The organism is Singulisphaera rosea, assembly GCF_054877945.1.
Genome location: NZ_JBTYIP020000029.1, coordinates 118,066 through 131,779 on the forward strand (window position 1 = coordinate 118,066; position 13,714 = coordinate 131,779).

The following is a 13,714-nucleotide window of genomic DNA, read 5'->3' on the forward strand; positions in this document are numbered from 1 at the left end:
ACCGTTTTCGAAACCCGGTTTTTTCTTAAAAACCGGGTTTCTGATCCGCTTCACGTCGACAACCCCTCGCGGGAAGTCGTCGACTGTCCCTCAGAAACCCGGTTTTTAAGAAAAAAACCGGACCTCTGACAGTGTCAACGCCGGCCCCTTTCCCGTCGAGAACCGACGTGACAATCGCCTCTCATTGCGACCATTCGGTCGGCACCCGGTCCCATCGGTGGCCGGCGAGCTTCGCGAGCAGACCAGGGTCGAGGGCCGAACCGTCGCTGGCGGCGATGTTCGCCTCGACGTTCTTGATCTTGCGCATCCCGGGGATGATCGTCGAGACCGAGGGATCGGCCAGGATCCATCGCAGGGCAAGCTCGGCCATCGTCATCCCCTCGGGGACGAGGGGCCGCAACCCCTCGGCGCGATCCACGCTGGCGGAGAGATTCTCGGGGACGAAGTAGGTATTGCGCCAGTCCCCTTCGGGCCAGCGCGACTCCTTGGTGAGCAGGCCGGTGAGGGTCCCCTCGTCGAACGGGACCCGCGCCAGCACCCCGACGTTCAACTCCCGGCAGAGCGGGAAGAGCTCGTCCTGCGGGGCCTGGTCGAAGATGTTGTAGATCACCTGGACGGCGTCCACGAGCCCCGTGCGCAAGGTCTCGAGTGTGTTGTTCGGCTCCCAGCGGTTGACGCTCACGCCGACCGCTCGGACGAGCCCTTGTGACTTGAGGCCGTCCATGGCCTTCTGCCACCGTTCGTCTCGGGCCCACGCGTCTTCCCAGACGTGGAACTGGAGGAGGTCGATCCGAGGGAGCCCGAGGTTCTCGAGGCTCTTCTCGGCGTATTCGACGATGTGGTCGGGGGGGAAACATTCGTCGAGAGTGAACCCCCGCCGCGACGGCCACGTGAAGTTCTTGGGCGGGAGCTTCGTCGCGACGAAGAGTTCCCGCTCCGGATGCGCCCGGACGAGTTTGCCGAGCAGGCCTTCGGAATGCCCCGCGCCGTAGCCCCAGGCCGTGTCGAAGAAATTGCAGCCGAGGTCCACGGCGCGTTCCAGAGAGGCGAGCGACTCCGAGTCGTCCGACCCGGTCCACCCGCCCATCCCCCACATCCCATAGCCGATCTCACCGACCGACCATCCCGTTCGGCCCAACGTCCGGTATTGCATCGCGTTCACCTTAGAGTCTGTCCCGAAACCCGTTTTTCTTAAAAAACGGGTTTCTGTGGGAATCCACGACGACATCCCGCGAGAGTCGTCTACGTCGCGGGAGTCAGAAACCCGTTTTTAAGAAGAAAACGGGTTTCGGAGCACGCTTTCGAGACAGACACTTAACCCGCCAAAGGGTCCGATCAAAGTTCTTTCAGATAAATGTTCCGGAACTCGAGCGGGTTCCCGTGGTGCTGGAGCTCGATCGTGCCGGTCGCCGGCAGGGGCTTGGAGCGGTTGTTGTAGTTCTCCATCGTCACGTCGTCCACGACGCGGACGCCGTTGAGGTCGACGGAGACCTTGTCCCCCTTGATGATGATGTGGAACGTGTTCCACTCGCCGACCGGCTTGTCGACGACCTTGGTGGGCTTGCTGGGGTTCTTCTGGTTGTTGTAGAGGCCGCCCGAACCGACCGGGTCGTCCCAGATCTGGACCTGGGGGTTGCTCCGGAGATAGATCCCGGAGTCGGCCTTCTTGCCGATCTTCCAGTCGACGTAGAGCTCGACGTCGCCATAGTCCTTCGCGGTCCGGAGGCTGTCGCCCTTGCCGTCGTAGTGGAGGACGCCGTCGACGATGCTCCAGTGCTTGGTGGCGTCCTTCTCGCCCTTCTTCCAGTTCGTCAGGTCCTTGCCGTTGAACAGGGCGATGAAGCCGGGGGGCGGGGTGTTCAGCCCCTCCGCGGGGGCTCCGAGTGTGGAGGCGGCGAGGACGAGCGCGAGCAACGACATGAGGCGGTTCTCCCAAAGGGTGAGGCGGGATCGGAGGCCCGGCGAAGCGGAGGGTACGGTCCCCTCGCGCCACCGGGCTCCGCGGTGCTAATAAACCCGAATCGGAGGGCGAAGTCACCCCGCTACCGGGGAATCGGCCTCAACGCCCGGCCGTCGGCGTCTCGACGGTCGCATGGCGATAGATGCGATACGGAGTGGGTGGATCCCCGTTCCATCGGCCGTAGACGGCGGTCATGTCGGCCAGTCGGGCGGCGATCTTGGGGTCGAGCTGCGCCAACGGGAACCGCCAGCCCCAGTTCCCCTTCGCCTGCCCCGGCACGTTCATCCGGGCCTCGCCGCCGAGCCCGAGGAGGTCCTGGAGCGGGAAGATGACCGTGTCGGCCACCGACGCCATCGCCACCCGGATCATGTCCCAGTGGACCTCGTCGCCGTTCGTCCCGAGATACCGCAGGGCGAACGACCGCTCGGCCGCGATCTCTTCCGGTGTCTGCGTGGTCTCGCCGGGCTCGGCGTGGAACCAGCCGACCGTGGTGTCGTTGTCGTGCGTCCCCGTGTAAGCGACACAATGATTGATGTATTTATGCGGGAGGTGGATCTCGCAGCCGGGGTCGCTCCCGAACCCGAACTGGAGCACGCGCATCCCCGGCAGCTCGAACCGGTCGCGGAGGGCCTCGACCTCGGTGGTGATCTCGCCCAGGTCCTCGGCGATGATCGGCAGCCCTTCCAGCCCTTCGCGGAGGGCCTCGAGGAAAGCACTCCCGGGCCCGAGGGCCCAGCGCCCGCCGGCCGCCGTCTCGTCGCCCGCGGGGACTTCCCAGTACGCCTCGAACCCCCGAAAATGGTCGAGCCTGACGAGGTCGACCCGGTTCGTCGCCGCCCTCATCCGGGCGATCCACCAGGCGAACTTCTCGGCCGCGTGGGCTTCCCAGCGATAGAGCGGGTTGCCCCAGAGCTGGCCGGTCTCGGCGAAGTAGTCGGGGGGAACTCCCGCGACCACGAGCGGGCGTCCCGCCTCGTCCAGTTGGAACAGGTCGGGACGGGCCCAGACGTCCGCGCTGTCCTGCGCGACGAAGATCGGCAGGTCGCCGATCAGTTGGATCCCGAGCTCGACGCAAGTCTTGCGAATCGCCTCCCACTGGCGGGCGAAGGCGTACTGCACGAACTGGACGTAGAGGATCGCCTCGCCCAGTTCCTCGCGATGGGCCGCGATCGCCTCCGGGTCTCTCGACACGATCGCCGGATCCCAGTCGTACCAGGCTTTGCCGTCGTACCGCTCCTTGAACGCCATGAAGAGCGCATAGTCGTCGAGCCAGTGGGCGTTGTCCGCCACGAACGACTCGAACCCGAGGTGGCTACGGTCGAAGCGGCGGAAGGCACGTCGGAGCAGGGCGTCCTTCGCCTCGATGACGAGGTCGAAGTCGACGTGTTCCGAAGGAAGCGCCGGGTACGATTCCAGATCCTTGGTGTCGAGCCAGCCGTCGTCCACGAGCCGCTCGGGGCTGATGAGGAGGGGGTTGCCGGCGTACGAGGAATACGACTGATACGGGGAGTTCCCGAAGCCCGTCGGCCCGAGCGGGAGGATTTGCCACCAGCACTGGCCGGCTTCGGCGAGGAACCGGACGAAGTCGTGGGCGGCGGGGCCTAGGTCGCCGATCCCGAAGGACCCGGGCAGCGACGTCGGATGGAGCAAGATTCCGCAGGCGCGGGGGAACTGCAACACGTCAAGGCGCTCCTTCAAGGCCCCGGACCGGGGCCGGTTCGTCCGTTCGTTCGGCCCTGCGTGAGAATCCTCCGTCGGGGTGGGCGTTGAGCCGATACCGCCCCCCCTGCCCTCGGATCGCGTCGAGTCCGATGACCTCGATCCGATCCCGGCGTCCCGTCCACCGTTCGGCCCGACCCCATTGGATGACCCGGATCGGGCGGCGACCACCATACCGCGCCGCGAGTGCCTCGGCCAAGCCGTTGCAGGCCCTCCCCTGGGGGTACACCGGCACCCCGCGCACCTCGCGACTCCAGGCCGTCAGGTCGAGCCGCCTCCAAGGGGTTCCTCCCGCATTCCCAAGATGCCGCCGAACCTCCTCCGGCCACGCCTCATCCTCGTCCTCGAGCACGTAAACCTCGGTCCGTTCGACGTGGCTCGCGTACAGCGCATGCGACGGCCACGCATCGAGCCAGCCGCTTCGCTCGCCGAAGGGTAAAAGCACCCCCGCCCAGAAGAGCCAGCGGACCGCTCGGCCGAATCGAACACCCGCCGCCGAGGGGAGAATGCCCGCGTTCAGCCTCGGCCCGAAGGCGAAAACGACCTCGACGATCATCGCCGCGTTCCAGACCAGGACGATCCCGCTATGCCGCAGTCCGAACGGCCCGAGGACCGCGAGGAGGGTCGTATGGAGCACGACCGCCCCGGCCACCCCGACCTTCCGCGTTGCGGGGATCACGAGCAAGGCCGCCACCACGATCTCCCAGCCTGGCATGGCCACAATCGCGGCCGATCGCCAGGCTTGCGGCCAGGCCGCAGGCGAGAAGCCAACCAACCGGGCGATCGTGTTCAGGAAGAGCGGTCCCATCTCATAGACGAACGAGACGTCGAGCTTCGACAACCCCGAATGCAGGTAGAGCGAGGCATACCACCACCGGACGAATCCCAGGGCCTTCTCATTCGGCAGGGTCGCGAGCAAAACCGCCGTCACCGCGTACTGATAGACCCACGGCTGCAACCGGTGTTGGTCCCCCAGGACCAGGACGACCAGGATCGCGAGGCTGACCCCGAGCGAAGCCCTCCAGGCGAGCCCGACCGCGGCCGCGGCGATCGTGACGATCAGGAGAGCGAAGACCCCCCACGACGCCTCGCTCGGAAACTCGGGGATCCCCTTGAGGAACGGGACGCGCGGGAACGCGTCCGTCGTGACCCAGAGGGTCTTCGAGAGGACCAGCATCAGGATCGTGGCGAGGCCGAGCGCCCCCCTCAGGCGTGCCACCGCCCGCTCGACCGGGTCGGTTCCGGCCTGTTCGGGGAGGGCCACCTCAGAGTTCCCCGGCGAGAGAATACGTCCCGCTCCCCTCTCGCTTGAGTTTGCCCTGCGCGACGAGCTCCTCCCAGACCCCTTGGGGATGCCCGGTGGGAGGAGTGATCCCCGAAATCGCCGACCTCTTACTCCCCATACTCAGGCCCGACTCGTCGTCGAGCCTCGCCAGCTTGAGCCGCTTCTTGAACGCCTTGTAGGCCCGCTTCTGTTCCTCTTCCGTGGCCATGAGGTGACCTCCCGGGTCGCTCGAAGTCTGGGGCGCCTTGCCGCCGGCACCGGTCCGTCGTGTCGAAACGTAACACACACGACGGAACCGCGAGCCCACTCAGCCGAGGAATTCGGCGAGGGCGTCCCGAAACCCGGTCCCGTTTTCGATGTGCGGCAAGTGGCCCACCTCCGGCAAGATAGTCAGACGAGCGTCGGGGATCAAGCCGGCGAGCTCCTCGGCGACCCTCGGCGGGTTCACGAGGTCGAGTGCCCCGCTCAGGACGAGGGTTGGGACCCGGATCGCCCCGAGCCTCCCCCTCGCGTCGTGCTCCGCGGCGGCCTTCGCCTGCCTGGCGAACGCCTCGGGGTCCTGGGGCCAGGGATTCCGCTCGGCGAATCGCACGAGCCCTTCGATCTGTGCCGGACTCCGATAGAACGGCGCGGCGACGAGCCACGGCAGCGTCGCCCTCGTAAACTCGGCCGCGTCCACCCTTCGCCTCAAGACGACCCACGACTCGATCACCGCCTTCCGCCAGTCATCCGCCCCCGCATGCGTCGAGGCCAGCACGAGGCTCCGCACCGCCTCCGGATGCCGGAGCGCCAACTCCTGCGCGACCAACCCTCCGAGCGAATGCCCCACCACGTGCGCCTTCGACAGCTCCAGAGCCCTGAGCCACGCCGCGACGTCATCCGCGATCTCCGCCGTCGTATACGGCCCCTCAGCACGGTCGCTCTGCCCAGCGTCCCTCGCGTCGACCGCCAACGCCCGATACCGAGTGCCGAAGTGCCGGAGCGGCACACTAAACGCCCGATGGTCCCCCCCCAACCCGCTGAGGAAGACAAGCGGATCCCCCTTCCCCGACTCCTCGTAAAACATCCCCCGACCTTCGACCATGATCCTGGGCATCCGCGCTTCTCTTCCCCAAACAGAACCTTTTCAATTTCCCGGGCCGACCCGTCCCCACTGGACTTGACGTACCCCGCGTCGTGGGTCATTATAGTCCTGTCGCAAGGCCCCCATCGTCTAGCGGCCTAGGATACTAGGTTCTCAGCCTAGGGACCGGGGTTCGAGTCCCCGTGGGGGTACTGATCACAGAGCAAGGGGCAGGACGAAAGTCCTGCCCCTTGCTCTGCGCGCCTCGAGGCTATCTAGCACAAATCCGAGTCATGACTTCTGACCAAAGGGTATTTTCCAGGGGATCCCTCGGGGTCACCCATGGGCCCCTCGACTTCAATTCGGGCTTTCGCCCAGTAGCCCACCTCGATGATTCGGCCGTCAGGGCTCGCATAGACCCCCTCGACTCGCTAGAGGCGTCCACCTGCGATTTCGATCTGCGCAAATTATTTTGGCGAAACATTTATATGCAATCCTTATGCTATTGTGTTATGTCCCCTTTTTGAGTCTGACCTCCGACGTAAGTTCTCTAATGCGATCGGCTTCCCACGAGGCGAAATTATCGGGATCGCGATTGAATTCGACCCAAGCCTCGCTCAACAGCTTCGTGATGTGAATGGAGGCGGGATTTGGATTGACTGGCGTCCAAGGCGAAAGACCTAGAATCCTACATTCATTCACGATGAAGTCACGAAGTTGGATCAGAAGGCTACGAGGGAATATGATGTCGAATTCGCCCGGCCTCGTGCGGCCGGTCAGAGCGATAAAATCCGACCACATTCCTCCTATTCGGACCCGCTCGGCATCGCAACCGAGGGTGTCTAGAACAAGATCGATCGCGGTTGCGCGCGAGTCGTCTGCCGGGTGGCTCGAGCTTGCCTCGAACACATCGCTAGGGATGTTCATACAAAGCCGGACGTTTGCCCATCCGTATGCGGGGCCCGTGAGATAGGCGGCAATGATGTCGGCGATAAACTCGAGAATCCACTCGTTCCATGAGAATCGCAAGTCGTCGAGCTTCTTAATGAACGCTGGTGGCCTCCCGTCCTGAGTCGCCCGCCTGACCTCGCCGTCAAAATGTACGTCAATCACTGCGGAAAACGGCTCGATCATCCTTCGCTTCGCGCGTAGCGAGATGATATGCCCCAGTTCATGATAGAGGTCGGAAAGGCCCAAGAGGTGAAACGGTTCGGACGAGGGAGCCAGTATCAGATCCATGTCGGCGTACGTCGAGTAGTGTCCATAGGAGCCGGCCACGCACAGGGGGGTATCGAACGGATAACCAATCTCTTGACAGATACGCTCCGTCATCAATGACATGGTCACGTCGTCCGGTTCCGAAAACCTCCGTATCGCCGCCAGCGGACCCCACTCGATCGCGCTGACGAACCGAGAGAGGACTTTATAGTCACGGAAGTTATTTCTGATGTGCATAGGGTCAAGCAAGTCGGGGTCGGACGACAGCGACTCGATATTCTGTCTCACCCTGTCCAGCGTGCGCAACATTCGGCTTCTGTAGTTATCCGCGATCGGGGGCAGCGTGACCGTACCGGGCCTACGCAGGGCGGAGTCGATGTGACTCGCCCTCTGACGAAGGTCAAACAACAAGTTCTTGAGCAGGACGGCCACTTTTTTTACCTCCTCCACAGCCTTCGGAAGGATGCTGTGGCCACGGCATCTGCGGCGTCGCCGATTTCGTCGAGGATCTTCCACGTCTGATCATCAGCCATCCCGCCGGCGCGAAGAGAACTGATGACGTTGTTCAGGTCTTGGATATACCAGTCCCGGTCGCCCCGATGATCCATCTCGATACGTTGAAACACTTCTTCCGGAATATCGAAGCGATCATGAATTTCTTCATCCCCCGGCGAGAGTCGCGCAAGCACCGATTCCAGTACCGCGACGAGTTGTGACCGAGCAGCGTCTGGCGTCATATCAACTTCGTCTTCCTGCACGGCGAAGGCCACCCGCCGATTTCTAACAATCCCGATCCACCGGTTTAGCTGTTCGACGAATCGGGAGTGGGTGGCGTATTGGTGAGACAGTGCCGTCGTATCGCTCATGACTAACTGCTCCTGTGAGAGGTCTCGCCGACAAGCCGACTCGCGAAGGCCTCGTCCGGCGTTTCGTCATCTTCCACGTCCTCCTCGTCTTCATCCGTGCCGCCCGCGATTGACCGCAGGAAGTCGTCACAGAGTTTTAGTGTGATCGGGAGCCGAATGCAGCGATCCGGCACCATCCAGCAAAGGTTGGAGAGGTCAAAAACGTCTGCTGCTGCGGCGTCGAGGTCGACAGGTCCGCGTGCGACCCTGACCTTCAGAGGATCGACTGTCCCGGGCATTCGGAAAGGCTCGCCCGTCGTGCAGAGTATGGCCTCGACCTTGTCGGTGGCGAAATAACTGCCCACGTCGGGATTCACGACCATGTTTCCGGACCGGCGGACGAGCCGGAGGCCGAGCGAATCGTGCTTCTGGATTTCGATCGCGCCGACGAAGGTGTCGGGACCCAAACGCTTCTCGTCTTTCAGCTTGGTGATCGCGTCCCCGATGCCCTGCCACTCTCGCTCGAAGAGTTTCCCGTCCCGATGGATGAGAATAGAATTCACCGGAGAAGGGCAATCCACGAGGTCGACTTTGAGATGTTCATAAAGGGTCGAGAAGAGATCGCGGCGGCTCAGCTTTTCCTTTTGTTTCGAGGGATGGACCCTGACGAAGCAGCGCCTTCCGCCTTCATAAAGGAAACAGAATGCGGCGTTACCGTTTAGTACATCAATGCCGATATGAACATCATAATTGGTTTTCGATGCCAAGACCCAAGGCCAGAGTCGGTTCACGATCAGGAGTCCGAGTCCGGTATACCGAAGGTAACTGGCAAAATTCTGCTCCCGGTCGTTCCTTAGATGGAAGGCAGACGCCCTGTTATTGGAGCTTGGGGCATAAAATGACCTAAGCCGCTCCTCCGCGACGCACTTCATCTGGATGCGATCCAGCAATTTCCGCTTGACGAAATGGTAAAGCTGAGGATGCCTCCTTGCCGGAAGCATCAGGATGCCGTGCCCTTGGTCGATCGAGTTCGCGTTCAGGATTTTCACGACGGACTCGACTTGATCCCTCAGCGTCCTGGACGAGTCGTCGTACAGCACCGACTTCATCGAGAAAGGCGTGCGCGACATCTGCGTGACCGTTCGTTCAATTCGTGATCGGAAGTCTTCGGCGATTTCACGCGGGATGCCCTTTGGCACGAGCAAGTATTGATTCCCGAAAGGTCGGGAAACGGCTAAGCCGTTCGAGCTGTCGAGCAAACGATTCATCCGTTCTCGCCCGAGAACGTTCGGGTAAATTCCGTCGGCCTGGGAGCGTCCGACGACGCTTAGGATCTTGTCGCCGCCGAAACGGATGGCCGGGATCGGGAAGACCCGGCCTTCAGCTCGAAGCGGGGCCGTCCCAATTTGAACAGCCGCATCCGCGAACCGTGCGTGCGAGAAATACTTGCGCACGATCTTGCTGAGGTATTGGAAACGCTCGTCGGGCGGGATGATCGACCAGCGATGGAACGGCCGCACCCGCGGGTCGGTCGTCCTAAGCATCAATTTGCAAAGGGACGCCGCCCCGTAACGTTGAACGCTTTTGTTGGTGTACCGGTAAAAAATCGCGGGCGAATTCGGGTCTAAGTCCCTGATCCATTCCGGTGGATCGGCCTTCGTTTTGTCGACCGTGTAAGCGAAGACGTCGGTGGCGGTAGATCCTTCCGGCGTGAACCGAGCCTCGGAAATGCTCTTGCCGACCATCCCTACGAGCTGCACAGTGAACCACCGATGGCCCATGTGATAGAGCAGATGCCGCATCTTCAGGTCGCGAATCTCCGACGGTCCGCGACGTTGGTTGATCCACTCCCTCTCGACGTACTTTGTCGCGAGCTTGATGCCGAGGTAAAGCTGATCATTCAGAAAGGTCAGTCGGAAACTGAATCCGGGGAAGGCGTCAATGTCGCGTCCGGGATCCTCGTAATTGATCGGCCGCTTGTTGAAGAATGTGAACGGATACGGGTTCCACAGACACTCTTGATTCCAGAGCGGCGAACGGAGGGAGAAGTTGAGAAACTGCGTCGCGATACGTCTCTCCGATGCGGCGGCGGCGGCGAATACGAGCTGGTGGGTCTCGTCGCGCGGCCGGAGCGTCACTACGTGAGGCGCGAGCGAATACTCCAGAGTTCGAAGGCGTGTATCCCCGGGAACCGCCAGCAGTTTCTTGCCCTCGGCGGAGACTACGGCGACCGGACAACGTTCCGTGATTGAAAGCTGTTTGGTGAGAAGATTCAGATTCTTATCCGCCTGATCGATATCGCTACCGCCCTCGAATGCGCCGAGGATCTCGACCAAACGGTATGTACCCTCCAGTTCCGACTGATTTTCTACGGGGAACAGGCTCAGCACGTGTTCGCTCATAAGGAACCCTCCTCGCACATGCGCCGAAAGACGCAGTACTTGCAACTGTTGGGATTCTCGGCGAACGCGAATTCGGATAGATCCAGGTCGTCGTAGCGATGGGAGCCGCACAGGGAGCGGATTTCGTCGATACTCTGATAAATCCTGTCCTCGAGCTCGGCGAAATCGCTCTCGACCGGGAGGTGCCTGTGCACCTCGCCTTTCAAGAGCTGTACCTCGAACCTCTCGACGGACGAAGGGTTTGTGACTCGCCAACTTCCGCTCCGGCAAAGTAGCCAGGCGTAGAGTGCCGTTTGCAAATGCGCGTCGCTATCGGCGAGGCCGTCGTACGTTTTCCACTCGACGATCGTGGGCTCGCCAAATCCGCGAAAGAAAAGAAGGTCAACGCGTGCCTGTATGTTCACGTCGTCGAATTTAAAAGTTAACGGAATTTCGGCCCAATATTTTTGCCGACGGCTCGCATGGGCGAGCAGTTCGGTCATCGCGGAAAGATTACGAAAAGATGCTCGGATTTCCTCATGGATGCGGTCAATCTCCTCGGGCTTGACCACTCCGCCAGCCTCATGGATCGCGAGTGCACAATATTCGCGCGGGAAGGCTGACTTCGATAGCCCCTCCTCGCGGTACCTACGACCCGCTGAAAACTCGAACTGGCGAACGGCCATGCCGACCGCCTCGTCGCTTACGGAATCCCAGTCGACCCGCTCATTCCGCTCCCAGCGAGGGATGACGAAATGCTGTATCGCCTCGTGAACCACGAGGCCCCTCCAAAGCTCCAACGCCTTCACCTGCTTGAGAAGGAAGGCTTCGCGGCGGACCGGGGCCTTCTTCGCGTTGTGACAGGCCATGATCTCGCGGAAGTAATATTGCCGCTGGCACCTTCGGAAGCACTTGTCCGCGCTGAACGACCAGTCCAAGACCGCCTCCCACTCAGTCGGGGTTTCCCTTTTCGCGCTTCGCACGACGCTCTTCGAGCACATCAAGAAGCACTTCCCAATCGCCCGGCGAGGCGATTTCGCGCGCTCGCTCGATAAACCGCCTGGCCTGCGGACTGCCTGTAAGCTCCGCTATCTCCGGTGGCACCTTGTCGGCCGCCTGAAGAAGCTCGAGTGAATCCACGGCGAGTGCGTCGGCGAGGTCGCGGATTTTGTCCACTGACGGTGTGTATGGGACCTTACCGGTCTCAATTTTCGATAGGTAGGTAAAGCTCAACCCGGTCGCGTCCGCGAGGCCGCGAAGGGTCATCCCTTTGTTTTGCCTCAGCTCTCTCAGTCGTTCGCCAAAAGTCATGGAAACCCTCATTCGCCTCAAGAATTCACCGAGGCTCTAATCGAAGATTGTTATTCCGTGTTGACTTGAAGTCAACAGCAAAAACGTTTTTTTGTTACGCCCCCCAGGCAATCAATTGTTGAACAATTCGGCGAACCGCGCTAGCATCGGCGGATGGAGAATGAGCTTACCCAGGGCCGCGTGGCCATCATCGACGAGGAAGATTGGCCGATTGTCTCGGCCTTCAAGTGGTATGCCCATCACGATCAGGATGGGCGCTGGTACGCCTATGCTCGGCACATCCTTCGCGCCATGCGGCCCAAAGGAGGGACACCGGAGATGATCCACGAATTGACCGTCGGACACCTGGACCACGAGGCCCTTCGGGGACGGAGGGCTGTCGCGACCAGCCCCCTCGACCTTATTGTTCTCGACCAGGTGGCCGCCGAGTTCCCAGGCCTGAAGATCAGCCGCCGGGATGGCTACGTGGTCGTCCCCTGGCATGGCCGGGAAGACGCTGCGAGGGGCGAGGGATTCGCGGTTCGCATGCAAGCCCTGACTGGTTGCATGGTCGCCGACCGGCGGAATGGGCGGATCATCGACCTGGCCGTGAAGGTTCCGGCGGTCTGATGATTGTCAGCCCAGTTCGTCCGGATGAGAGAATGACCATCCGTTCGAATCCCAAGCCCATCAATGTCTCTTGGGTCACTCGGATCTTGCCGGCCGTCGCATGATCTCGACGACCTCGCCGTAGACTCCGCCCGCGACGACGTCCGGGGTATCGTGCTCGATGTCTGCCGACTTGCCGAGCTTGCTCGTCCACTTCCCGGTCGGCAATTGCCTGGATGCATGCGTGTAAAGCAGGTTGTTGCCGTAGATCGCGATCTTCTCGAATCCCGGTTCGGATTCCTCCCCGTCGCAGGATTCGAAGCCGAACGACTTGAACGCGGCTTCCAGGATGCCGATGCCGTAGTCGTCGGGGGGCGACTCGATTGGCCAGAAGACACCCGGTTGCCACCACCTCTCGGTGTCCTCGGCCGCCCAGGCGATGCAGTTGTAGTCGATCATCGCCGGGCTGGTGACCCGGTGGTTCTCGGGCGTCAGGCGGGGGAAATTCACGTCAGCTTCCATGGCCGATGACACCCTGACGTTCGCCCCACTGGACCCAGGCCTGGGCCATCAGGCGCACTTTGCCCATGTCATCGGGCGGGACGGGGTTCTGCTCGGTGATCGCTTCGAGGGCCCAGAACCACTGGTCCGGCTCGCGGCGCAACTCCTCGAGGATGAGGGGCACGACCGGAGTTCCCATCCCGATGATTCGCTGGTAGGGCTTGAGCATGGCCATCTGGGCCGAATTCGAGAGGTAGCGGGAATCCCGCTTCCATTCGGCGGCCAGCCGCTGGAATCGTTCCGCGACGCTCAGCCCTTCGGTCGCCGGTCGCGGCGGAGATGGAGTCTTCGACATGACCGTGCACTCCTTGCACGCGGACATCCGTCACGGGCGATTGCCCGAGCCTGGCCCCATTCTAACGCGGTGGGCCGAATGCCCCAAGACGGACCCGTGGGCGGAGAACCCCGCCCGAAATCTATCACAAATCTATCACAGCACTGCCCCTGCAAAGCCCATCGAATTCCCATGTATTCGCCCTGTTGATTTCGGCGTAACCCTTTGATAGAATGCACTTACAGCCCAAACGCCCTGTGTTTGAAGCGTACCCGAAGTGTGATAGATCTAGGTTCTCAGCCTAGGGACCGGGGTTCGAGTCCCCGTGGGGGTACTGATCACAGGGCAAGGGGCAGGACGAAAGTCCTGCCCCTTGCTCTGTGCGCCTCGAGGCTATCTAGCACAAATCCGAGTCATGACTTCTGACCAAAGGGTATTTTCCAGGGGATCCCTCGGGGTCACCCATGGGCCCCTCGACTTCAATTCGGGCTTTCGCCCAGTAGCCCACC

The 13,714-nt window shown here is 61.8% G+C and carries 14 protein-coding genes and 1 tRNA gene; 2 read left to right on the forward strand and 13 right to left on the reverse strand.

What is annotated here, in order from left to right:
* Nucleotides 1-181: 181 nt before the first annotated feature.
* The 6 genes from ACYOEI_RS33055 to ACYOEI_RS33080 form a co-directional block, all read right to left on the reverse strand.
* Entirely contained in the window at nt 182-1,153 is a 972-nt protein-coding gene (locus ACYOEI_RS33055) for an aldo/keto reductase (protein ID WP_462854256.1), read from the reverse strand.
* A gap of 182 nt (nt 1,154-1,335) precedes the next feature.
* Nucleotides 1,336-1,920 carry a 3-keto-disaccharide hydrolase gene (locus tag ACYOEI_RS33060; RefSeq protein ID WP_462854257.1) on the reverse strand — a complete coding sequence of 195 codons (585 nt, stop codon included), beginning with the start codon at nt 1,918-1,920 and terminating at the stop codon, nt 1,336-1,338.
* 139 nt (nt 1,921-2,059) lie between these two features.
* The gene (gene malQ, locus ACYOEI_RS33065; protein ID WP_462854259.1) at nt 2,060-3,640 is read right to left on the reverse strand and encodes a 4-alpha-glucanotransferase; all 1,581 of its coding nucleotides are present in this window, start codon (nt 3,638-3,640) and stop codon (nt 2,060-2,062) included.
* 1 nt (nt 3,641) lies between these two features.
* Entirely contained in the window at nt 3,642-4,943 is a 1,302-nt protein-coding gene (locus ACYOEI_RS33070) for a MauE/DoxX family redox-associated membrane protein (protein ID WP_462854260.1), read from the reverse strand.
* A gap of 1 nt (nt 4,944) precedes the next feature.
* Nucleotides 4,945-5,172, reverse strand: a complete 228-nt coding sequence (locus ACYOEI_RS33075; RefSeq protein ID WP_462854261.1) for a hypothetical protein — start codon at nt 5,170-5,172, stop codon at nt 4,945-4,947.
* 99 nt (nt 5,173-5,271) lie between these two features.
* Nucleotides 5,272-6,060 (reverse strand): alpha/beta fold hydrolase, encoded by a 789-nt coding sequence (locus tag ACYOEI_RS33080; RefSeq protein WP_462854263.1) that lies wholly within the window; start codon nt 6,058-6,060, stop codon nt 5,272-5,274.
* Nucleotides 6,061-6,166: 106 nt separating this feature from the next.
* Here ACYOEI_RS33080 and ACYOEI_RS33085 point away from each other — a divergent pair.
* Nucleotides 6,167-6,239: transfer RNA gene (locus tag ACYOEI_RS33085), tRNA-Glu, on the forward strand.
* A 298-nt stretch (nt 6,240-6,537) separates the two neighbouring features.
* Here the strand turns inward: ACYOEI_RS33085 and ACYOEI_RS33090 are convergent.
* Genes ACYOEI_RS33090 through ACYOEI_RS33110 form a run of 5 tightly spaced genes read right to left on the reverse strand, consistent with a single transcriptional unit; the run spans nt 6,538 to nt 11,782 of the window.
* Nucleotides 6,538-7,677 carry a hypothetical protein gene (locus tag ACYOEI_RS33090; RefSeq protein ID WP_462854264.1) on the reverse strand — a complete coding sequence of 380 codons (1,140 nt, stop codon included), beginning with the start codon at nt 7,675-7,677 and terminating at the stop codon, nt 6,538-6,540.
* 5 nt (nt 7,678-7,682) lie between these two features.
* Entirely contained in the window at nt 7,683-8,111 is a 429-nt protein-coding gene (locus ACYOEI_RS33095; protein ID WP_462854266.1) for a hypothetical protein, read from the reverse strand.
* Between the two features lie 2 nt (nt 8,112-8,113).
* Nucleotides 8,114-10,492 (reverse strand): hypothetical protein, encoded by a 2,379-nt coding sequence (locus ACYOEI_RS33100; protein WP_462854268.1) that lies wholly within the window; start codon nt 10,490-10,492, stop codon nt 8,114-8,116.
* Nucleotides 10,489-11,409 (reverse strand): PD-(D/E)XK nuclease family protein, encoded by a 921-nt coding sequence (locus tag ACYOEI_RS33105; RefSeq protein ID WP_462854270.1) that lies wholly within the window; start codon nt 11,407-11,409, stop codon nt 10,489-10,491. Before ACYOEI_RS33105 ends, ACYOEI_RS33100 begins: the two co-directional genes overlap by 4 nt.
* A gap of 13 nt (nt 11,410-11,422) precedes the next feature.
* Nucleotides 11,423-11,782, reverse strand: a complete 360-nt coding sequence (locus ACYOEI_RS33110) for a helix-turn-helix domain-containing protein (RefSeq protein WP_462854272.1) — start codon at nt 11,780-11,782, stop codon at nt 11,423-11,425.
* 153 nt (nt 11,783-11,935) lie between these two features.
* Here ACYOEI_RS33110 and ACYOEI_RS33115 point away from each other — a divergent pair, with 153 nt between their 5' ends.
* Nucleotides 11,936-12,391: a hypothetical protein gene (locus ACYOEI_RS33115; RefSeq protein ID WP_462854273.1), complete on the forward strand. Its 456-nt coding sequence runs from the start codon at nt 11,936-11,938 to the stop codon at nt 12,389-12,391.
* A 75-nt stretch (nt 12,392-12,466) separates the two neighbouring features.
* On the opposite strand, the gene ACYOEI_RS33120 is transcribed toward ACYOEI_RS33115, so the two are convergent.
* Nucleotides 12,467-12,892, reverse strand: coding sequence for a DUF7689 domain-containing protein (locus ACYOEI_RS33120; RefSeq protein ID WP_462854274.1), 426 nt, complete (start codon nt 12,890-12,892; stop codon nt 12,467-12,469).
* Complete coding sequence (locus tag ACYOEI_RS33125; RefSeq protein WP_462854275.1) at nt 12,882-13,226, reverse strand: hypothetical protein; 345 nt, start codon at nt 13,224-13,226, stop codon at nt 12,882-12,884. The genes ACYOEI_RS33120 and ACYOEI_RS33125 overlap by 11 nt, the downstream gene beginning before the upstream one ends.
* Between the last annotated feature and the right edge of the window lie 488 nt (nt 13,227-13,714).

Excerpts from the sequence above, each read along its gene's own strand:
- ACYOEI_RS33075 (WP_462854261.1), bottom strand. The coding sequence starts at position 5,172 with ATGGCCACGGAAGAGGAACAGAAGCGGGCCTACAAGGCGTTCAAGAAG.
- ACYOEI_RS33125 (WP_462854275.1), bottom strand. The coding sequence starts at position 13,226 with ATGTCGAAGACTCCATCTCCGCCGCGACCGGCGACCGAAGGGCTGAGC.
- ACYOEI_RS33060 (WP_462854257.1), bottom strand. The coding sequence starts at position 1,920 with ATGTCGTTGCTCGCGCTCGTCCTCGCCGCCTCCACACTCGGAGCCCCC.
- ACYOEI_RS33115 (WP_462854273.1), top strand. The coding sequence starts at position 11,936 with ATGGAGAATGAGCTTACCCAGGGCCGCGTGGCCATCATCGACGAGGAA.
- ACYOEI_RS33120 (WP_462854274.1), bottom strand. The coding sequence starts at position 12,892 with ATGGAAGCTGACGTGAATTTCCCCCGCCTGACGCCCGAGAACCACCGG.
- ACYOEI_RS33055 (WP_462854256.1), bottom strand. The coding sequence starts at position 1,153 with ATGCAATACCGGACGTTGGGCCGAACGGGATGGTCGGTCGGTGAGATC.
- ACYOEI_RS33080 (WP_462854263.1), bottom strand. The coding sequence starts at position 6,060 with ATGCCCAGGATCATGGTCGAAGGTCGGGGGATGTTTTACGAGGAGTCG.
- ACYOEI_RS33100 (WP_462854268.1), bottom strand. The coding sequence starts at position 10,492 with ATGAGCGAACACGTGCTGAGCCTGTTCCCCGTAGAAAATCAGTCGGAA.
- ACYOEI_RS33095 (WP_462854266.1), bottom strand. The coding sequence starts at position 8,111 with ATGAGCGATACGACGGCACTGTCTCACCAATACGCCACCCACTCCCGA.
- ACYOEI_RS33110 (WP_462854272.1), bottom strand. The coding sequence starts at position 11,782 with ATGACTTTTGGCGAACGACTGAGAGAGCTGAGGCAAAACAAAGGGATG.